Origin of the sequence: Kitasatospora sp. NPDC101155, assembly GCF_044768305.1 — a bacterium.
Lineage (GTDB): Bacteria > Actinomycetota > Actinomycetes > Streptomycetales > Streptomycetaceae > Kitasatospora.
The window spans coordinates 63,934-83,498 of sequence record NZ_JBIWPN010000001.1; the positions used below are offsets into that span (position 1 = coordinate 63,934).

Here is a 19,565-nt window from a genome sequence, read left to right on the forward strand (position 1 = left end):
GCGTCAGGCCTGGTCGCGCGAGGCGGCCGGGTACTGACCGTTGTGCCCGGTGTGGCCGGGGATGTGCTGGACGCCGATCCGCTTGCGGAACACCCAGTAGGTCCAGCCCTGGTAGAGCAGCACCAGCGGGGTGAACACGGCCGCCACGACGGTCATCAGCTTGAGCGTGTACGGCGCGGAGGCCGCGTTGCCGACGGTCAGGCTCCAGCCGGGGTTCAGCGTGGACGGCATGACGTTCGGGAAGAGCGCCAGGAAGAGCATCGCGACCGCGGCCACGATGGTCGCCCCGGAGAGGACGAACGCCCAGCCCTCGCGGCCGCGCTGGTTGGCCGCCAGCGCGCCGACCAGGGCCAGCACGGCGATCACCATCGCGACCAGGCTCCTGGCGTTGCCGCTGTGCGCCTGGGTCCAGACCAGGAAGCCGAGGGTGAGCACGGCGGTCGCCAGGCCCGCCTGCAGCGCGGCCCTGCGAGCCCGCTCGCGGATCTCGCCGACCGTCTTGAGCGCCGCGAACACCGCGCCGTGGAAGGTGAACAGGGCGAGCGTCACCAGGCCGCCGAGCAGGGCGTACGGGTTGAACAGGTCCCAGACGGTGCCGACGTAGTTCTTCTGCGCGTCGATGTCCACGCCGCGCACGATGTTGGCGAAGGCCACGCCCCACAGGAAGGCCGGGATGAGGGAGGTCCAGAAGATGGCCTCCTCCCAGTTGCGCTGCCAGCGGGCACCGTCGCGCTTGGCCCGGTACTCGAAGGCCACGCCGCGGACGATCAGGCAGACCAGGATGACCAGCAGCGGGATGTAGAAGCCGCTGAAGAGGGTCGCGTACCAGTCCGGGAAGGCGGCGAAGGTGGCGCCGGCAGCGGTCAGCAGCCAGACCTCGTTGCCGTCCCAGACCGGGCCGATGGTGTTGATCAGCACCCGGCGCTCGGTGGTGTCGCGGGCGAGCGGCTTGGTGAGGACACCGATCCCGAAGTCGAAGCCCTCCAGGAAGAAGTAGCCGATCCACAGGACCGCGATCAGCACGAACCAGACGTCGTGGAGTTGCATGTCAGATCCTCAGTTCCACGGTGGGGTGCGTCAGTGCGTCAGTACGCGAAGGCGAGCGGCTTGTCGGCGTCCTCGTCCGCGGACGGGCCGCGCAGCGTCGGGTCCTCGGCCGGGGGCCGCTCGGTCACCACCGGGCCGGCCTTGGCGTAGGTGACCAGCAGCCGGACCTCGATCGCGGCGAGGATCGCGTACAGCACGGTGAAGGTGACCAGCGCGCCGATCTGGGTGCCGACGCTGACGTTGGGGGAGACGGAGCTCGCCGTGGTCATCAGGCCGAACACGGCCCAGGGTTGACGGCCCATCTCGGTGAAGATCCAGCCGAAGCTGTTGGCGATCAGCGGGAAGCCCATGGTCAGGATGCCGATCCGCCAGCTCCACTTGGTGAGCAGCGGGCTCAACTCCCGCTTCGGGGTGAGCATCAGCCGGGGCACCTCGGTCTCGCCGGTGCGGAACTCGGGACGCAGGAAGAGTTTCCTGCGGGTGGTCCAGAGGCCGACCAGGCCGGCCGTGAAGGAGGTCATCCCGAAGCCGATCATGAAGCGGAAGCCCCAGTAGGTCATGAAGACGTTCGGGATGTAGTCCTTGGGGTCGCCACCGTGCGCGGCGGCCTCGGCGGCGGCGGTGTCGTTGATGCCGGGGACGGCGGAGCTGAAGTCGCTCTTGGCGAGGAAGGAGAGGACCCCGGGGACCTGCAGCTCGACCGAGTTGCGGCCCTTGCCGACGTCGCCGACCGCGAAGATCGAGAACGGCGCGGGCGCCTGGGTGTCCCACAGCGCTTCGGCTGCGGCCATCTTCATCGGCTGCTGCTCGAACATGACCTTGCCGAGGGTGTCACCGCTGAGCGCGGTGCCGGCGCCGAAGATCACCGCGACCACCAGGGCGAGCCGCAGCGAGGTGCGCATCACGGCGATCTTCTTGGGGTCGGCGGTCTCGGGCCTGCGCTTGGCCTTCCAGAGGTGGAAGGAGGCGATGCCGACCATGAAGGCGGCGCCGGTGAGGAAGGCGGCGGTCAGGGTGTGGAAGACGACGGTGAGGGTGGTGTTCTGGAACAGCACCTTGGTGATGTCGGTGAGCTGCGCCTTGCCGGTGGCCGGGTCGATCGCGTAGCCGACCGGGTGCTGCATCCAGCTGTTGGCCGCCAGGATGAAGTAGGCGGAGAGCACGGTGCCCAGCGAGACCATCCACATGCAGGCACAGTGGATCTTCTTCGGCAGCTTGTCCCAGCCGAAGATCCACAGGCCTATGAAGGTGGACTCGAAGAAGAAGGCGATCAGCGCCTCCATCGCGAGCGGGGCACCGAAGACGTCACCGACGAAGCGGGAGTAGTCGGACCAGTTCATGCCGAACTGGAATTCCTGCACGATTCCGGTGACGACACCCATCGCGATGTTGATGAGGAAGAGCTTTCCCCAGAACTTCGTCGCGTGGAAGTACTTCTCCTTGTTCGTGCGCACCCAGGCGGTCTCCAGCCCGGCCACGATCGCGGCGAGGCTGATGGTGAGCGGCACGAAGAGGAAGTGGTAGACGGTGGTGATGCCGAATTGCCATCGCGCAATGGTCTCGTGAGCGATTGCCAGTTCCACGTCGGCCTCTCTCCAACCGGCCCCTCAGGGCGCTTTCGGACAAACTTCGCCTATAGCCGTAGACCGCTGCTCAAGCACACAAGCTTGTCCGCTTGTGAACGTGAACACGTTCACAAGGGCCAGTATCCATCATCCTTACGGCGGAACTGCAGGTGGGGTGGGGTTGACAGTCGTGTGCCATGCGTCACGGTTTGCGCTGCGGTCCGCACAGTCTGCGGATCGGGCGGGGGCCGGGGCAACGAACGACCGGGCGGACTGCGCGCGGCTCTTGGCCGAACCGGCGCTTGACAGGCTCGCGCCCCGCTCGCTTCGGCGAGCGGGGCGTGCTAGGCGGGCCTCCGGTGACGGGCGGCGACTACGGTCGGCCCAGGAGCTGGGCGCCCGAGGTGGAGTCGGCGCGGGCCGTGAAGAACTCGGTGAAGCCGCCCAGGAACTCCTCCACCGTGATCCGCCCGTCCCCGTCGGTGTCCAACTGGCGGAAACCGTGCGACAGTTCGGCCGGGTGGACGCGCGGCCCGCCGAACACCACGCGGTACTCGTCGAACTCCAGGAAGCCACTGCCGTCGGTGTCGGCCGCGGTGAACACCGCGCGCAGAGCGGGAAGCAGGCCCTGCTCCAGATAGGCCTCGTCCCGGTCGCAGCCCGCCAGGGTGGCCGCGGTGAACTCCTCCCGGCTGACCTTGCCGTCCCCGTTGGCGTCCATCACCGCACGCAGCTGCTCCCACCAGCCCTCGAACGCCTCGTACACCCGCGCCTCGGCGGCCTCGTCCAGCTCCAGCTGCCAGCACACGTTGTGCGCCATCGCCCGCAGGTCGTGCACGGTGATGTAGCCGTCGCCGGTCTGGTCGAGCACCTCCCGGAAGAACCGGTCCACCCGGGGCCCGCGCGCGTCCCGACCCGGTCGGAACCGGCGCGGCGGGCGCCCCTCCTCCGGGGAGCGGTGGCGCAGCCGGTCCGGGAGGAGCGGGACGACGGCCCCGGCGCCGCGGTGCACCAGGGCGGACAGCAGCGCGCCACGCCGACTGCGGGCCACCCCGAACCGCTCCCGCACCGCCGGCGGCAGGTCAGCCACGGTCAGCTCCCGGATCACCCGGGCGACGACCACCCGGGTGATCCGCCACCCGGCGTCCCCGAGGAACCAGAGCCGGCGGGGGCGGGGCGCCTCCCGCAGGATGTCGTCCAGCAGGTAGCGGGCGGCCTCGGTGAGCTCCAGCCGCTCACGGGCGTACCGGGCGAAGTAGGCGGGCAAGTCTGCGGCGCTCTTGGGCAGTTGCTCCTCCGGCAGGCCGAAGGCCGCGATGGCCTCCTTGAACTCGCCGTACGCCAGCTCCAGTTGCCGGGCATCGTACGGGTCCCCACCCAGGCGCCGCATCGCGACCACGCACTCGAACAGTGTCAGCAGCACCCACACCCGGGTCGCCGCGTCCCGGGCGTCGTACGGCTGCCCGTCCGGCGTCTCCCCCCGGATCCGCTTGTGCGCCCGGTCCAGCCGCGCGACCTCCCGCCGCAGCGTCTCCGCGTCCTGGTAGAACAGCCGTCGGCCGCTCCCGAGCGTGTGCTCGACCCGCCGCCACGGATGTGCCCGGTACGTCGAGTGCTCCTCCATCCCGGCCCCCACCACCGGATCCGCCGCCTGCAACACCAGCAGGCGCCAGGCGACCAGGGCGACCCGCCACTCGGACAGGTCGCGCCTGAACGAAACGGCGGGGTCAGGCACGGCGCTCGCCGGTGATCTCGGGGCCGATCACGAAGCCCTTGGCGGGGCCTTCCGGGATGACGGCCTTCCTGCCGTACGGAATCCGGGCCGAATACCCGTAGGCGCGGCGCTCGCGGTCCGGCCCGGTGAGGATGGTCACCGTGCCACCGTCGTCGTAGTCATCGATGATCACGTACACCGGGATGCCGGCGGCGGCATAGGCCCGGCGCTTAAGGACGTGGTCGCGCTGGCGGGCCTCTGCGCCCGGCGAGACCGTCTCAACCACTAGGGCGATTCCGGAGGCCAACAGACCCAGTCCCTCCGGGTGATCGATCTCTTCGACATGTCTCGGGCCGACGAAGACGTCCGGGATGAGCACCTTGAGCCCATGAATGATGTTGCAGACATTTCCCGACGTCCAGTCACTTCCCCGCAGATTGCCGTACAAGCCGTGGAGCACGGGCCTGTTGACAGCGAAGTGACGGGTTCCGACGGTGGGCGACAACGTGATCGTCCCCTCGATGATCTCCGCGTGGAAGCCCTCGGGCGCATCCATGGACTTCCACGCTTGCCAGAGCACCTGGTCCAGGTTCACGACGGCCACCTCAGCAACGAGCGCACTCATCGGGACACCCTTTCCCGTCCAGTTTGACTGCTCCCCCGCCTGAAGGCGGGGGAGTCCGCCTTCGTCTGGGGGATTTCTGACTCGTGCTGCATGGTTGCCCTACGCACAGCCATGTCTTACGCCCTCAACGTCAGCCGGGTTCAGACCTGCCCGGACGAGCATCACGCGGGCGGAGTTCTTGTCTCTGGGGGAGGAGACTCCGCAGGCGGTGCAGGTGTAGGTGCGCATCCCCAGCGGCAGTGCGTGCTTGGCTCTCGCTCCGCAGTGCGCGCAGTCCATCGTGGTGTGCGCGGGGTGGATGAGCCGGACTTCCCGGGACTTGCCGAAATCTCGGATGATCTGCTGCTGAGGGACCGAAGACCCATCACGCAGCCAGGCGTTGCGGGTTCGGGCCTCGGTCAGCATCTTGTCGAGCCGCGCCGGACCGCAGGTGTTCTTCTCCCCGGTGGCTTTGTTGCGCTGGTGCACGGCCCTGGACTTGGCCACGGCCTCGTTCCATATCCACCGGCACTTGCCCCACTCCGACATGAGCTGGGCTTCGGTGGTGGCCGACACGCGGAGCCGGAACGTCCACCGGGCATGCCCGGTGCCGGTCCCGGTTTCCTGCAGCGTCATCATGACTCGTTTCGCTCTCCGACTTCCCGAAGACTTGCACCCCCGATGGCAGCACGGTCGCACACGACTGAGGGGCCGAGAGAGTGAACGGCAGCAGGTTCACCCGATCGAGGGGCTTGGCGAGTCGATAGACGCTCAGGAGACCCGGTCACCATTCGTGGGCAGTTCGACCCGGAACGTGGCGCCCGCGCCCGGTGCGGTGTCCAGGGTGAGGGTGCCGCCGTGCGCTCGGGTGAGGGCGGTCGCGATGGCGAGGCCGAGTCCGCCGCCGCCGTTGTCGCGGCTGCGGGAGGCGTCGACGCGGTAGAAGCGGTCGAAGACGCGCTGGGCCTGTTCCTCGGTGAGGCCGGGGCCGGCGTCGACGACCTCCAGCAGGCAGACCCCGTCGGCCCCGCCGCCGACCCCGATCCGCACCGGGGTGCCGGGCGGGGTGTGCTTGACCGCGTTGCCGACCAGGTTGGTGACCACCTGCCGCAGCCGCGCCTCGTCGCCGAGGACGGGCGCCGCGCCGGGGGCGCCGGTGCCGGAGGGCCCGGTGAGGGCGACGGGGCGGCTCGGGTCGAGGGCGGTGAGGTCGTGCAGCGCGTCGGCGGCGAGGGTGCGCAGGTCCATCGGGGCGAGGTCGAGCGGGCGTTCCTCGTCCAGCCGGGCGAGCACCAGCAGGTCCTCGACCAGGGTGCCCATCCGGACGGCCTCGCTCTCGATCCGGGTCATGGTCCGCTTGACGTCCGCGTCGGTGGGCAGCGCGCCCATCCGGTACAGCTCGGCGAAGCCGCGGATGCCGGCCAGCGGGGTGCGCAGCTCGTGCGAGGCGTCGGCGACGAAGGCCCGCATCCGGGCCTCGGACTCGGCGCGGGCGGCGAAGGCCGCCTCGATCTGGGTGAGCATGCCGTTGAGCGCGATCGACAGCCGTCCGACCTCGGTGCCCGGGGAGAGTTCGGGCATCCGGTGGGAGAGTTCGCCGGCCGCGATCCGGGCCGCGCCCTCCTCGATCCGGCGCAGCGGCCGCAGTCCGGCCCGGACGGCGAAGAAGCCGAGTGCGGCGATCAGCAGCAGCACGGCGCCGCCGATCGCCAGGAAGGAGGTGCGCAGCTTGCCGATGGTGGCGTCGATGTCCTCGCGGGAGACGGCCACCATGACGTAGGTCGGGGTGGTGGTCGGCGAGGCGTAGGCGCCGATGCCGGGGGTGGGGGTGCGGGGTGCCCGCAGCGGCAGCACCAGCACCCGCCAGCTGTGGTGGCCGCGCTGGTCGGGCAGGTCGAACGGGACGTCCGGGGCGGTCCGGGTCGGGTCCAGCCCGGCCAGTTGGGGTGCCGGGTCGCTGTCCGAGACGGGCTGGACCATGAGCGCCTGGACCTTGCCGTCCGAGGACAGGTACTGCACCAGGTACTGGCTGGGCAGGCTGATCCGGCGCCCGGTGACGGCGGGCTTGCCGGCGTCCGGTGTGGTGAGCCGGCCGGGGGGTTTGCGGGACAGCGGCAGCCCGTAGCGCTGGAGCTGTTCGTCCAGCTGCTCCACCAGCTGTGTCCGCACGATGCCGAGCACGAAGGTGTCGCTGACCGCGAGTCCGGTGGTGACCAGCGCGAGCGCGAGGACCAGCAGCCGGGCGCGCAGCGACAACCTGGAGGAGAACCGGGCGAACACGAGCGGGTCCGGTCAGCCCTGCGGGGGGCGGCGCAGCGCGTAGCCGATGCCGCGGACGGTGTGGATCAGCTTGGGGCCGTGGGCCGGGCCGGAGTCGAGCTTGCGGCGCAGGTAGGAGATGTAGGACTCGACGATGGAGAGGTCGCCGCCGAAGTCGTAGGCCCAGACGTGGTCGAGGATCTGCGACTTGGACACCACCCGGCCGACGTTGGCCATCAGGTAGTGCAGCAGCTTGAACTCGGTCGGGGAGAGCGAGACGGGGGTACCGGCCCGGGTGACCTCGTGGGCGACCGGGTCGAGGCTGAGGTCGGCGACCATCAGCCGGCCGTCCTCGGCGGGCCCGCCGGCCCGGCGCAGGATCGCGCGGATGCGGGCGATCAGCTCTTCCAGGCTGAAGGGCTTGGTGACGTAGTCGTCCGCGCCGGCGGCCAGGCCCTGCACCTTGTCGCCGACGCCGTCCTTGGCGGTGAGGAACAGCACCGGCAGGTGGTCGCCGGGGTGTCCGTGCGCGGGGCCGGCGATCTGGCCGCGGGTGGTGCGCTCGCGCAGCTTCTCGACGACTGTGAAGCCGTCGAGGTCGGGCAGCATGACGTCGAGGACCACCAGGTCCGGGCGCTCGACGGCGATCAGCTCCAGTGCCTCGGTCCCGCTCGCTGCGGAGGCGACCCGGAACCCGGAGAAGCGCAGCGAGGCGGCGAGCAGCTCGCGGATGTTCGGCTCGTCGTCCACGACGAGGAGGAAGGCCTCGCCCTGGCCCCCGGCCACGGCGGAGCCGCCCGGTGTGGTGACAGTGCCTTGCACGGGGGTTTCGCCTCCCGGTCGGACGATGACGTTCAGCATGAGGCTAGCTCTCGGAGGCTATGCGGCATGGATGAATGTTGGATTAACACCTTATCGGTCGGTTTTTGGGCGACAAGCCCGCAGGGGCAGGCTCGGTGGTGTGCGCACGGGCTTCGGGGGCGCGCACGGGCTTTGGGGGCGCGCGGGGGCTTCGGGGGCGCGCGGGGAAGCCGACGGCCGGGGCGGGGGATCCCCTCGGCCGTCGACTTCCCCCGCTCGGCGGCTCAGTCGCTCAGCTGTGCGGCGGCCTGAACGTGCTGCCCGGCCCGGTAGCTGCCACCGGGCTGGCGGATCATGACGTTGGCGCGGTTGAACGCGTTGATCAGGGCGATGAGGCAGACCAGCGCCGCGAGCTGCTCCTCGTCGTAGTGCTTCGCCGCGTTCTCCCACGCCTCGTCCGTCACCCCGCCCCCGTCGGCCAGTCGGCTGCCCTGCTCCGCCAGCTCCAGGGCGGCCCGCTCGGCGTCCGTGAACACCGTCGCCTCCCGCCAGACCGCCACCAGGTTCAGCCGGGTCGCCTCCTCTCCCGCGAACACGGCCTCCTTGAAGTGCATGTCCACACAGGCCCCGCACCCGTTGATCTGGCTGGCCCGCAGCCGCACCAGCTCCTGGGTCGCGTACGGCACCGTCGAGTCGGCGATCGGCTTGTTGGCCGCTATGAGGTGCTTGAAGACCTTGCCCATGACCGGGCTGGCGAAGGCGTTCAGACGGGCTTCCATGGTGTGCTCCCTCGGGATCGCGCTTTCCGTTGCTGTCCCTTGAGACAGGGCAGCCGGGCGGCCTGTGACAGCCGCCGGTGTGTCCCGCGTCACTCCGTCCAGGGGCGGAGCTTCTCCGGGTTGCGCACCGCCCTCCCGCTCTCCCCCGGGCAGCCCAGCACCGTCAACCAGTTGCTGGTCCTCAACGCGCCGGCCCGGCTCACCCCTGGCACCGTCCTGCTGCTCCGCGAGGCGGTCGGGTTCTGAGACCTGCGGGCCTGAGACCTGCGGGCTCTGAGGCCTGCGGGTCTGAGGCCTGCGGGCTCAGTCGGCCCCGCCCGAGGCCGGTTCGGGCTTGCTGTGGAGGATTTCACGGGCCTGCTCGGCGGCGCGGGCGATGCTCTCGGAGACGAAGTCCATGAAGCGGGCGACGTTCTCCAGCCGGACGCCGGCCGGGGTGGCGGGGCCGAGGACCCCGGCGCCCTGTCGGGCGATCTGGACGAAGTGGGCGTTGGCGCGGGCCGTGGACATCATCGACTGGTACCAGACGTCGTCGTCGACCACGTAGCGCTCACGACGGCGGTCGTCGCGCTCCCGGCGGACCAGGCTCTGGCTCTCCAGGAACGCGATCGCCTTGGAGACGGACGCCGGGCTGATCTGGAGGCGCTGGACGAGTTCGGAGGCGGTGAGGCTGCCCTCGTCGGTGGTGAAGAAGCAGGCCAGCACCCGCGCCGTCATCTTGGGCAGGCCCGACTGGATGAAGACAGAGGCGAACATCTCCTCGTACCCGCGCACGGCCTCGACGTCACGCCCGTGCTCCGGCGAGGGCCCGCCCGCCTTCCGGGGCGCGGGCTGCCGACGGCGCTGGGCGCGCTGTTCGGTGGCGCGGTGGGCGAGTTCGGCGCGGTAGCCGGTGGGGCCGCCGTTGCGCATCACCTCGCGCGTGACGGTCGAGGTCGGGCGTTCCAGGCGGCGGGCGATCTCCGCGTAGGCGAGGCCGTCGGCCAGGCCCAGCGCGATCTGCTGGCGTTCCTGCTGGGTGAGTCTGCCTCCCGGCATCGCGGCCTCCTTCGTGGCATCCGTGGATAGCTTCAGCATAGCGTTCATTTCACATCCATTGCAACGAGCAGGGTGACGGTTGTTGCATTCGATTCACGCCCACTGCAACGATTCCACCGCATATACCTGCAGAGATAGCATTTTGACGCAACGAAGACGTTGCCAGATGTGCGAACGCAACGTAGCTTTTCCGTTGTCGAAAACGACGGGCCGACAAGGGGCCCGCCGCCGGAGAAGGAGAAGCAGCCATGCAGAAGTTCGCCACCACCGCCCCGATCGCCGCCGTCCTGGACGTCCCCGCCGGCCGCATCCAGTTCATCGCCGCCGACCGCACCGACACCACCGTCGAGGTCCGCCCCGCCAACCCCGGCAAGAACCGCGACGTCCAGACCGCCGAACAGGCCGTCGTCAGCTACACCGACGGCGTCCTGCGCATCCACACCGCCGAGCCCGCCAACAAGCTGCTGGGCCCCGGCGCCGTCGAGGTCACCGTCCAGCTGCCCGCCGGCTCCCGCGTCGAGGCCCGCACCGAAAGCTGCGAACTGCGCGTCGTCGGCCGCCTGGGCGACATCGACTTCCAGGGCGCCTACCGCCACATCAAGATCGACGAAGCCGCGAGCCTGCGCCTGAAGGCCGTCGACGGCGACATCGAGATCGGCCGCCTCACCGGCCCCGCCACCATCAGCACCGCCCGCGGCGACATCCGCATCACCGAAGCCGTACGCGGCACCCTCACCCTGCGCACCGAGACGGGCAGCATCACCGTCGCCGCCGCCACCCACACCTCCGCCACCCTCGACGCCGCCACCCCCTACGGCCGCATCAGCAACACCCTGCGCAACAACGGCACCACCGACCTCGACATCCACGCCACCACCAACCACGGCAACATCACCGCCCGCACCCTCTGAACCCCCACCTTCTGAGCCCGCACCCCGGTCAACCACCCCTGATCGCGAAGGAAGCCCCGCCATGACCAGCACGCAGCTCTCCGCCCCCGCCTGGACCGGCATGGTCGAGGTCGACGACACCGCCCTGGCCGTCACCGACACCGGCGGCACCGGCACCCCGGTCGTCTACCTCAACGGCTCCTACGCCGACCAGTCCCACTGGCGCCGCGTCATCGCCGACCTCGGCCCCGGCTACCGCCACATCACCTTCGACGAGCGTGCCCGCGGCAAGTCCCGCACCGCGGGCGACTACTCCTTCGAGGCCTGCCTGCGCGACCTCGACGCCGTCCTGACCGCCCGCGGCGTCGAGCGGCCCATCCTGGTCGGCTGGTCCTACGGCGCCCTGATCGCCGTCCACTGGGCCGCCCGCAACCCGCACCGCACCCTCGGCGCGGTCTCGGTCGACGGCGCCTACCTCACCGACCCGATCGACGACGCCACCCGCGCCCAGGTCCGCGGCCTGTTCCGCCGCCTCAGCCCGGTGTTCCCGATCGCCCGCCGGCTGGGCATGGCCGCCCGGATGAGCGCCACCCAGCACGCCGAGATCAACCTCGAACTCATCGACCTGTGCTCCCCCGCCGCCCTGAACCCCGTCCTCGGCCGGGTGAGCGTCCCCACCCGCTACGTCATGGCCACCGGCGGCAACCTCGGCGCCGACGCCAGGACGATGGAGAAGCTGCGCGCCGACCTCACCCCCGTCCTCGCCCGCAACCCCCACATCAGCGTCCACACCAGGGTCCCCAGCAACCACTCCAAGATCCTGCGCAAGGACTCCCCCGCCGTCGCCACCGCCGTCCGCGACCTCGCCACCACCCACGACCAGCGGGCCGCGTGAGGCCGCTCCCCTCGACTTCCGGCAAGGAATCGGCGATCCGAGCCGTCCGCAGCACGAACAACTCCCCGTATCCACACCATAGTTGGCCTGCACGCCGGGTTCTGTCCCCCGTCGAACCCTCCCGCCGGCGGCCCCTTGCGAAGAGCAAGGGGCCGCCGCGCCCGTTGCTCACACCGCGGCGGTCAGCAACTTCCGGACGTGCTCCGCCGCCTCCGCCACCGGGACGGACCGGGTCTCGCCGGTGGCCCGGGTGGTGACCTCGACCGTCCCCTCGGCGAGGCCTCGGGCGCCGACCGTGATCCGGTAGGGGATGCCGATCAGCTCGACGTCGCGGAACTTCACACCGGGCCGCTCGTCCCGGTCGTCCATCAGCACGTCGACCCGCTCGCCCCGCAACCGCCGGTAGAGGCTCTCGGCGGTCTCCGTCACCTTCTCGTCGGAGCCACCGAGGACGACGACGGCCACCTCGAAGGGAGCCACGGAGACGGGCCAGACGATGCCCTTCTCGTCGTGGTGGGTCTCCACGATCGAGGCCAACGCCCGTTCCACGCCGATCCCGTAGCTGCCCATGATCGGAACGACCCGCCCGCCGTCCGGGCCCAGCACCGAGACGCCGAGGGTCTCGGTGTACTTGCGGCCCAGCTTGAAGATGTGGCCCACCTCGATGGTGACCACCACCTCCAGCGGCGTGCCGCACCGGGGGCAGGGCTCGCCGGCGGTCACCTCGCGCAGGTCCGCCCAGCGCTGCACGGCGATGTCCCGCTCAACCGACACCCCACGCAGGTGGACGCCGTCCGTGTTGGCGCCGGTGGTCATGTCGGTGCGGCCGCGCAGGGCTTCGTCCGCGAGGACGGGCAGCCCGGTGACGCCGACGGCACCCAGGCTGCCGGGGGAGGCCCCGAGCGCCGCCTGGATCTCCTCGGCGGTCGCCGGACGCACCGCTGAGGCGGCGAGGGTGTCGCTGAGCTTCTGCTCCACCAGGTTGTGGTCCCCGCGCACCAGGATCAGGGTCAGCCGGCCGTCGACCACGTACACCAGCGTCTTGATCTGCCGCTCGGCCGGCACGTCGTGCCGGCGCGTCAACTCCTCGATGGTGCGGGCCTCGGGAGTGTCGAACCGCTCAGGCGCGTCCGGTCCCGGGGCGTCGACGACGACGGGCAGAGCGGACGTCGCCTTCTCGGTGTTGGCCGCGTAGTCGCAGCCGGGGCAGCGGACCACCAGGTCCTCGCCCGCCTCCGAGGGGCTCATGAACTCCACCGACGTGCTGCCGCCCATGCTGCCGCTGGACGCCTGCACGGCGATCGCGGGCAGTCCGAGACGGGCGAAGATCCGCTCGTAGGCGGCCCTGTGCAGGTCGAAGGAGCGGTCGAGCCCGGCGGGCTCGACGTCGAAGCTGTACGAGTCCTTCATCGTGAACTCGCGCACCCGCAGCAGCCCGCTCTTCGGGCGGGCCTCGTCGCGGAACTTGGTCTGGAACTGGTACCAGAGCTGCGGCAGGTCGCGGTACGAACGCAGCTCCTGCGACAGCACGGTGAAGATCTCCTCGTGCGTCATACCGAGCGCCAGGTCCGCGCCCTTGCGGTCCTTGAGCCGGAACATCTCCTCGCCCATCACCTCCCAGCGGCCGCTGCGCTGCCAGATCTCCGCCGGGTGCATCGCCGGGAGGACGAACTCCTGGGCGCCGATCGCGGTCATCTCCTCGCGGATGATGTCCATGATCCTGGCGCGCACGCGGACCGCCAGCGGCAGCAGGGAGTAGTGACCGGCCATCAGCTGCCGGACGAACCCTCCCCGAACCAGCAAGCGGTGGCTCACCGCATCCGCGTCCGCCGGGTCCTCCCGGAGGGTGGGCACGTACAGCTGGGACCAACGCATGGGACCGGACACCGTCCTCTCGGCAAGACTGCGGAATGCCGCCGCAGTCTAGTGGCGGAGCCGCGACCGGACCGCTCCATTTCGACCGGGGTGGTCGCTGCCGATCCCTGCTGAAACGCCTCCGGGACGCGCGAGGGCAGGTGGCCCTTGCGCGCCCCGGAGGCGGGCGGTTCGGAGGATGACGGCTCGGTCGTGCGATTGTCGGCAGTGCGCTCGCCCTGTTCTCGCGGTTTCAGAGGGTGCGGGCGGTGATGTCGCCGTGGTTGGTGGTGGCGTGGATGTCGAGGTCGGTGGTGCCGTTGTTGCGCAGGGAGTTGTTGATGCGGCCGCAGGGGGTGGCGGCGTCGAGGGTGGCGGCGGTGTGGGTGGCGGCGGCGACGGTGATGCTGCCCGTCTCGGTGCGCAGGGTGAGGGTGCCGCGGACGGCTTCGGTGATGCGGATGTCGCCGCAGGCGGTGCTGATGGTGGCGGGGCCGGTGAGGCGGCCGATCTCGATGTCGCCGTCGACGGCCTTCAGGCGCAGGCTCGCGGCTTCGTCGATCTTGATGTGGCGGTAGGCGCCCTGGAAGTCGATGTCGCCCAGGCGGCCGACGACGCGCAGTTCGCAGCTTTCGGTGCGGGCCTCGACGCGGGAGCCGGCGGGCAGCTGGACGGTGACCTCGACGGCGCCGGGGCCCAGCAGCTTGTTGGCGGGCTCGGCGGTGTGGATGCGCAGGACGCCGTCGGTGTAGCTGACGACGGCCTGTTCGGCGGTCTGGACGTCGCGGTTCTTGCCGGGGTTGGCGGGGCGTCAGTTGGGCTTGGGGAAGGCGGCGCTCAGGGCGGCGCCACGGGTGAGGACGGCGACCGGGACCAGGGCGAGGGCGGAAAGGCCCTGGAGGACGGCGTACCAGGGCGGGCAGAGGCCGGGGATCAGATCGACGCCGATGATGGCGATCGGCATCACGGTGGAGAGGGTCCGGACGCGATCGAAGGCCCGGCAGGAGCCCTCGGCGGCGCGGGCCAGGATGCGGAGCAGCACCAGGGCGAGCGCGGGGAAGAGGGCGCCGCGGATCCACATGAACGGCGTCGTCCCGTGGCCGAGGGAGGCCATCACGGCGACGGTGGCGAGGACGATGACGCCGACGGCACCGAAGAGCGTGACGCACTTCCTCGCGGTGGTGAAGGCTTCCTGGGTGCGGGAGTTGCCGAGGTTCGCCGGCTCGGTCGTGGCCATGGTGTCCGTTCCTCCGTGTCGTGGTGTCGCTGTGCCTATGACGCTACGGAGCGGGCGACCTGGCCGACACGGGTCTGGCCCCACAACCGGGGTGGGTCCAGACCTACCCCTCAGGCCCGGCCGGGGCGACGGTGGCCGAGGGTGGCGGGGGAGAAGAACAGCTCCTTGGTCAACTGACTGATGAAACGTCAAGCATATTGCTTCATACGCTACTTGACGCCTCTCGATACCGTCATTCGCAGACGGACCATCTGGCATGATTGATGACCGTGACACCCACCGGCAGCCGATCGAGCGAGGCCCCCGCCTATCCGATGGCACGCGGCTGCCCCTACCGGATGCCCGACGGCTACGAACAGCTGCGCGCGGACGGCCCGTTGTCACGGGTGACGCTGTACGACGGCCGGAAGGTCTGGCTGGTCTCCGGGAGCGCGGAGGGCCGCGCCCTGCTGCTCGACCCCCGGGTCTCCGTCGATGTCCGGCACCCGTCCTTCCCCGCCCTGACCCCGCAGTCCGCCGAGCAGGCCGAGGCCGGGTTCGCGCCCCCGCTCAGCGGCGTCGACGACCCCGAACACGCCCACCAGCGGCGGATGGTGATCCCCGCCTTCGGCGTCCGGCGGATCGCCGCGCTGCGACCGAGGATCGAGGGATTCGCCGAGGAACTGGTCGACGCGATGCTCGCCCGGGGCGACCGGGCCGACCTGGTCGCCGCGTACTCGCTGCCGCTGGCCTGCGCGGCCAACTTCGCACTGCTGGGCGTCCCCGAGGACGACGGCCGCTACATCGCGGAACGCACCCGCCAGGTGCTCGCCCCCTCCGACGGGAACGCCCCCGGGGAGGCCGGGAAGCTCTTCGGCGAGATCCTGACCCGCCTGCGCGACCTCGTCGCACGCAAGGAGCGGCAGCCCGGCACCGGACTGATCGACGACCTCCTGGTGGCCCGGCCGGACGAGGGCGGCATGGCCGGCGACCAGCTGGTGGCACTCTGCGCGATCCTGCTGGCCGGCGGCGACGACACCACCTCCAGCACCATCGCCGCCGCGACCCTCGCCCTGCTCGAACACCCCGACCAACTCGAAAAGCTGCGCCGTGACCCGGAGTTGACACCCGGCGCGGTCGACGAACTCACCCGCCTCACCTCGGTCGCGGACGTACTGCCCCGCGTCGCCACCGCGGACATCGAGCTCGCCGGGCACACCATCCGGGACGGCGACGGCGTCCTCGTCTCGCTGATGCTGATGAACCGGGACCCCGGGACCTGGCAGGAGCCCGACGCCCTGGACATCCACCGCAGGGCCGGCCGACACGTCGCCTTCGGGTACGGCATCCACCAGTGTGTCGGCCAGAACCTCGCCCGGGCCGTCATCGAGACGGCACTGACCGTCCTGCTCCGCCGCGTGCCCACCCTGCGGCTCGCCGTACCCGCCGACCAGGTGCGGGCCAATCCCCCGTACGTGCTGCAGGGCAGCCTGTCCGCGCTGCCGGTCGCCTGGTAGGAGGCGCCGTGGACATCGAACTCGACACCGGCCGGTGCATCGGCTCGGCCATGTGCACCCGCCACGCGCCCGAGGTGTTCACCCAGGACGACGAGGGCGTCGTGGAACTCCTCCCGGGCGGCGCGGCCCGGTCCGGCGACCCGCTGGTCCGAGAGGCGGCGGAAGCCTGCCCGGTGCAGGCCATCACCCTGGACGCGGGCTGAAGCCGTCAGCCGAGGGTGCGCTGCATCAGGACGGTGTCGATCCAGCGGTCGTGCTTGAAGCCGACGGCCGTCAGCCGGCCCGCGTCGGTGAAGCCGTAACGGCGGTGCAGCGCGGCCGAGGCGTCCGTACCGGAGTCGGCGATCACGGCGACCACCTGCCGCAGATGGGTCTTCGCGCAGGCCGCCAGCAGGGCTTCCAGCAGGGCGCTGCCGAGGCCCCGACCGGTATGGGCAGGCGCGAGGTAGATCGAGTTCTCGGCGGTGTACCGGTAGGCGGGCTTGGGTCGCCAGGGAGCCGCGTACGCGTAGCCCGCGACCTCGCCGGACACCTCGGCGATCAGGAACGGGAGCCCCCTGGCGGCGAGGTCCTCGAACCGCTGCTGCCAGACGGCGGGCGCGGGCGGCGTCTCGTCGAAGGTGATCACGGTGTCGCGGACGTAGTGCGCGTAGATCTCTGCCACGGCGCCCAGGTCGGCCGGGACAGCGGGGCGGATCACTGCGTCCATGGCTGTCATGGCCGGGATTGTAGGAGGTGCCGCTTCGTCCACCGGCGGCCCCTCGCCAAGAGCAAGGAGCCGCCGGTGTGACCGCCGTCAGCCCTCCGGGTCGGGCGAGGTGGTGCCGCGCGGGGTGGTGCCGCGCGGGGTGGTGCCGCGCGGGGTGGCGGTCGGCGAGCCCGTGCCGGTGCCGGTGCTGCTCGGGTCGGGCTTGACCACCGGGTCGGGGATGTCGGCCATCGGCAGGGACTGCTCGGGCGTGCCGCGCAGGGCCTGGTTCATGGCCATCTGCCAGATCGGGCCGGGGCCGGTGGCGCCGAACACCTCGCCGTAGTAGTTCCCGTTGATGGTGATGTCGCGCATCTCGACGCCGCCGGCGGGGCCGCCGAGCCAGACGGCGGTGGCGAGCTGCGGGGTGTAGCCGTCGAACCAGGCGGCCTTCTTGTGGTCCGAGGTGCCGGTCTTGCCGGCGATCTGCCGGTCGTCCTCCAGGTTGAGCGCGGCGCCGGTGCCCTTGTTCTCGGTCACGCCGTTGAGGATGGTGTTCAGCGCCTGTGCCGTCGTCTCGGAGAACACCTTCTCGCAGTGTCCGGCCGGGACGGGGACGTCCTTGCCCTCCACGGTGGTGATCTTGTTGATGGCGATCGTGTCGCAGTGCGTGCCTTCGGCGGCGAAGGTCGCGTAGACGTTGGCCATGGTCAGCGGGCTCATCTCCTCGACGCCCAGGGCCATCGCGGGGACCTCCTCCAGCGGCTTGCCGCTGGCCTTGGCGGTGATGCCGAGCTTGTTGGCCATCTGCTTGACCGCGCAGAGGCCGATCTCCTGCTCCATCTGCACGAAGTAGGTGTTGACCGAGAGGGCCATCGCCATCTTCAGCTGGTAGGGGCCCTTCTCGCCGGCGGATTCGTTGGGCACCACCGTCTTGGGCCGGGCGTCGTTCTTCCAGGTCCCCTCGCAGGTCTTCATCGTCGGGTACGGGAGCTCGTGCGGGGACTCGTACTCCTGGGTCGCCGGCAGCCCCGCCTCCAGTGCCGCGGCCGCGACGACCGGCTTGAAGGTGGAGCCGGGCTGGAAGCCGGTCCCGCCGCCCATCGCCAAGTCGACGTTCAGGTTGACGACGGTCTGGTTCTTCTCCGTCACCAGACCGTACGGGCGGGTCTGGGCCATGGCGAGGATCTTGCCGGTGCCGGGCTCGACCATGGTGGCGGCGGCCGACACCGGGTCGGTCACGTTGACGTTCTTGGTGACGGCGTTCTGGGCGGCGGCCTGCTTGTCCGGGTCCAGCGTGGTGTAGATGTTGAGACCGCCGGTGTCCCAGAGCTTCTTGCGATCCTCGGCGCTCTTGCCGAAGGCCGGGTCCTGCTTGACCACGTGGCGCACGTAGTCGCAGAAGAAGCCCATGCCGGCCTTGGCGGTGATGCAGCCGTTCTGCGGGTCCTTGTACTTCAGGCCCAGCGGGGCGGCCTTCGCCTCCTTCGCCTGGTCGGCGGTGATGTGCTTGTTCTCCACCATCTTGTCGATGACGATGTCCCGGCGCTTCTGGGCGGCCACCGGGTGCAGCTTCGGGTCGTACAGGGACGGATTCTGCACCAGCCCGGCGAGGGTGGCGGCCTCGGCGATGGTCAGGTCCTTGTTGCTCTTGCTGAAGTAGCGCTGGGACGCGGCCTCCACGCCGTAGGCGCCGTTCCCGTAGAAGGTGATGTTGAGGTAGTTGGTGAGGATCTGATCCTTCGGCAGCTCCTCCTCCAGCCTGATCGCGACCTTGAGCTCCTGGATCTTGCGGCCCAGGGTCTTGCGCTGGGCCTCCTGCACGGCGCCCTTGTCCTCGCCGGCCTTCTCCACGTTGACGTTCTTCACGTACTGCTGGGTCAGCGTGGAGGCGCCCTGGGCGGCGGTGCCGCTCTCCGCGTTCTTACTGAGCGCGCGCAGGACGCCCTTGAGGTCGACGGCGCCGTGCTCGTAGAACCGGGCGTCCTCGATGTCGACCTGGGCATGCCGCATGAACGGCGACATCTGGTCGGCGGTGAGGACGGTGCGGTCGCGCTCGTACACCTTGGCGATCAGGCCGCCCTTGGAGTCGAAGATCTGCGTCGCCTGGGTCAGCGGCGGGGTCTTGAAGTCGTCAGGGATCTCGTCGAAGCCCTCCGCCGTGCTCTTGGCGGTCAGCCCGATGCCGCCGGCGACGGGCAGGACGAGGCCCGCCAGCAGCACACCGGACAGGACACTCACACCCAGGAAGGTCGCACCGAACCGGGCCAGCCGGAGCGGCCCGTTGCGGGACGGGCGGAGATCCGCGTCATCGGAAGAATTCCGTTCCGGAGGGAGATTCGATTCCATTCCGGAATGCTAACCCTGGAACCTCGCTGGTCGAACGGTTTTTCGCGCGCTACTGTCACGGCTCTGCAACAGCCGTCGAAATCGACTCCGACAAGCCAAGTCGTACACGAACTGAAGGAATATTAAGGAATTCCGCAGACTGAACTGAATTCGACGCACCCCGCGTGCGCGCCACCCCCCTCCCGCAGCCCTCCCACCACTCTGATGCCGCGAGCGGGGCGAAACGTTGCATGCGTCGGGCAGTCCGGCCCGAGCGCGGGGCCCGCCACCCACCCCCACCGGGGCACCCGTCCGATGACGTCACCCGACTTGCCGGTTATGCGGCTAGATTTCCGCTCTAGGGGAGTTC

At 70.3% G+C, this 19,565-nt stretch carries 18 protein-coding genes and 1 pseudogene; 5 read left to right on the forward strand and 14 right to left on the reverse strand.

Annotated elements, in window-relative coordinates; all coding sequences use genetic code 11:
• Positions 1 to 3 precede the first annotated feature (3 nt).
• The 8 genes from cydB to ACIRYZ_RS00370 all read right to left on the reverse strand — a co-directional run bounded on the left by cydB (position 4) and on the right by ACIRYZ_RS00370 (position 8,769).
• Positions 4 to 1,047: a cytochrome d ubiquinol oxidase subunit II gene (gene cydB, locus ACIRYZ_RS00335; RefSeq protein ID WP_402937594.1), complete on the reverse strand. Its 1,044-nt coding sequence runs from the start codon at positions 1,045 to 1,047 to the stop codon at positions 4 to 6.
• A 38-nt stretch (positions 1,048 to 1,085) separates the two neighbouring features.
• Positions 1,086 to 2,630 (reverse strand): cytochrome ubiquinol oxidase subunit I, encoded by a 1,545-nt coding sequence (locus ACIRYZ_RS00340; protein ID WP_402937596.1) that lies wholly within the window; start codon positions 2,628 to 2,630, stop codon positions 1,086 to 1,088.
• 355 nt (positions 2,631 to 2,985) lie between these two features.
• Positions 2,986 to 4,347 (reverse strand): oxygenase MpaB family protein, encoded by a 1,362-nt coding sequence (locus ACIRYZ_RS00345; protein WP_402937599.1) that lies wholly within the window; start codon positions 4,345 to 4,347, stop codon positions 2,986 to 2,988.
• The gene (locus tag ACIRYZ_RS00350) at positions 4,340 to 4,951 is read right to left on the reverse strand and encodes a Uma2 family endonuclease (protein ID WP_402937602.1); all 612 of its coding nucleotides are present in this window, start codon (positions 4,949 to 4,951) and stop codon (positions 4,340 to 4,342) included. The genes ACIRYZ_RS00345 and ACIRYZ_RS00350 overlap by 8 nt, the downstream gene beginning before the upstream one ends.
• A 99-nt stretch (positions 4,952 to 5,050) precedes the next feature.
• Complete coding sequence (locus ACIRYZ_RS00355) at positions 5,051 to 5,566, reverse strand: zinc ribbon domain-containing protein (protein WP_402937604.1); 516 nt, start codon at positions 5,564 to 5,566, stop codon at positions 5,051 to 5,053.
• 135 nt (positions 5,567 to 5,701) lie between these two features.
• On the reverse strand, positions 5,702 to 7,210 hold the full coding sequence (locus ACIRYZ_RS00360; RefSeq protein WP_402937607.1) for a sensor histidine kinase: 1,509 nt from the start codon (positions 7,208 to 7,210) through the stop codon (positions 5,702 to 5,704).
• Between the two features lie 12 nt (positions 7,211 to 7,222).
• Entirely contained in the window at positions 7,223 to 8,050 is an 828-nt protein-coding gene (locus ACIRYZ_RS00365; protein WP_393032101.1) for a response regulator transcription factor, read from the reverse strand.
• A 224-nt stretch (positions 8,051 to 8,274) separates the two neighbouring features.
• Positions 8,275 to 8,769 carry a carboxymuconolactone decarboxylase family protein gene (locus tag ACIRYZ_RS00370; RefSeq protein ID WP_402937611.1) on the reverse strand — a complete coding sequence of 165 codons (495 nt, stop codon included), beginning with the start codon at positions 8,767 to 8,769 and terminating at the stop codon, positions 8,275 to 8,277.
• Positions 8,770 to 8,889: 120 nt separating this feature from the next.
• On the opposite strand from ACIRYZ_RS00370, the gene ACIRYZ_RS00375 reads away from it, so the two are divergent.
• A complete protein-coding gene (locus ACIRYZ_RS00375) occupies positions 8,890 to 9,015 on the forward strand; it encodes a hypothetical protein (RefSeq protein ID WP_402937614.1) in 126 nt (41 codons plus the stop codon).
• A gap of 57 nt (positions 9,016 to 9,072) precedes the next feature.
• Here ACIRYZ_RS00375 and ACIRYZ_RS00380 read toward each other — a convergent pair whose 3' ends face one another.
• Positions 9,073 to 9,807, reverse strand: a complete 735-nt coding sequence (locus ACIRYZ_RS00380; protein WP_402937617.1) for a helix-turn-helix domain-containing protein — start codon at positions 9,805 to 9,807, stop codon at positions 9,073 to 9,075.
• A 248-nt stretch (positions 9,808 to 10,055) separates the two neighbouring features.
• On the opposite strand from ACIRYZ_RS00380, the gene ACIRYZ_RS00385 reads away from it, so the two are divergent.
• The gene (locus tag ACIRYZ_RS00385; RefSeq protein ID WP_402937620.1) at positions 10,056 to 10,718 is read left to right on the forward strand and encodes a DUF4097 family beta strand repeat-containing protein; all 663 of its coding nucleotides are present in this window, start codon (positions 10,056 to 10,058) and stop codon (positions 10,716 to 10,718) included.
• Positions 10,719 to 10,779: 61 nt separating this feature from the next.
• Positions 10,780 to 11,592: an alpha/beta fold hydrolase gene (locus tag ACIRYZ_RS00390; RefSeq protein ID WP_402937622.1), complete on the forward strand. Its 813-nt coding sequence runs from the start codon at positions 10,780 to 10,782 to the stop codon at positions 11,590 to 11,592.
• Positions 11,593 to 11,760: 168 nt separating this feature from the next.
• On the opposite strand, the gene ACIRYZ_RS00395 is transcribed toward ACIRYZ_RS00390, so the two are convergent.
• From ACIRYZ_RS00395 to ACIRYZ_RS00405, 3 genes and pseudogenes are all read right to left on the reverse strand, one after another.
• Positions 11,761 to 13,467, reverse strand: coding sequence for a proline--tRNA ligase (locus tag ACIRYZ_RS00395; RefSeq protein WP_402937625.1), 1,707 nt, complete (start codon positions 13,465 to 13,467; stop codon positions 11,761 to 11,763).
• A 232-nt stretch (positions 13,468 to 13,699) separates the two neighbouring features.
• Positions 13,700 to 14,254, reverse strand: a pseudogene (locus tag ACIRYZ_RS00400) (DUF4097 family beta strand repeat-containing protein); the annotation flags it as partial.
• 3 nt (positions 14,255 to 14,257) lie between these two features.
• Positions 14,258 to 14,683 carry a hypothetical protein gene (locus tag ACIRYZ_RS00405; protein ID WP_402937627.1) on the reverse strand — a complete coding sequence of 142 codons (426 nt, stop codon included), beginning with the start codon at positions 14,681 to 14,683 and terminating at the stop codon, positions 14,258 to 14,260.
• A gap of 263 nt (positions 14,684 to 14,946) precedes the next feature.
• On the opposite strand from ACIRYZ_RS00405, the gene ACIRYZ_RS00410 reads away from it, so the two are divergent.
• Positions 14,947 to 16,179: a cytochrome P450 gene (locus tag ACIRYZ_RS00410; RefSeq protein ID WP_402937630.1), complete on the forward strand. Its 1,233-nt coding sequence runs from the start codon at positions 14,947 to 14,949 to the stop codon at positions 16,177 to 16,179.
• Positions 16,180 to 16,187: 8 nt separating this feature from the next.
• Positions 16,188 to 16,382: a ferredoxin gene (locus ACIRYZ_RS00415; RefSeq protein WP_402937632.1), complete on the forward strand. Its 195-nt coding sequence runs from the start codon at positions 16,188 to 16,190 to the stop codon at positions 16,380 to 16,382.
• A 5-nt stretch (positions 16,383 to 16,387) separates the two neighbouring features.
• Here ACIRYZ_RS00415 and ACIRYZ_RS00420 read toward each other — a convergent pair whose 3' ends face one another.
• Both ACIRYZ_RS00420 and ACIRYZ_RS00425 read right to left on the reverse strand, forming a co-directional pair.
• A complete protein-coding gene (locus ACIRYZ_RS00420) occupies positions 16,388 to 16,897 on the reverse strand; it encodes a GNAT family N-acetyltransferase (protein ID WP_402937635.1) in 510 nt (169 codons plus the stop codon).
• A 78-nt stretch (positions 16,898 to 16,975) separates the two neighbouring features.
• Complete coding sequence (locus ACIRYZ_RS00425; protein ID WP_402937637.1) at positions 16,976 to 19,108, reverse strand: transglycosylase domain-containing protein; 2,133 nt, start codon at positions 19,106 to 19,108, stop codon at positions 16,976 to 16,978.
• Between the last annotated feature and the right edge of the window lie 457 nt (positions 19,109 to 19,565).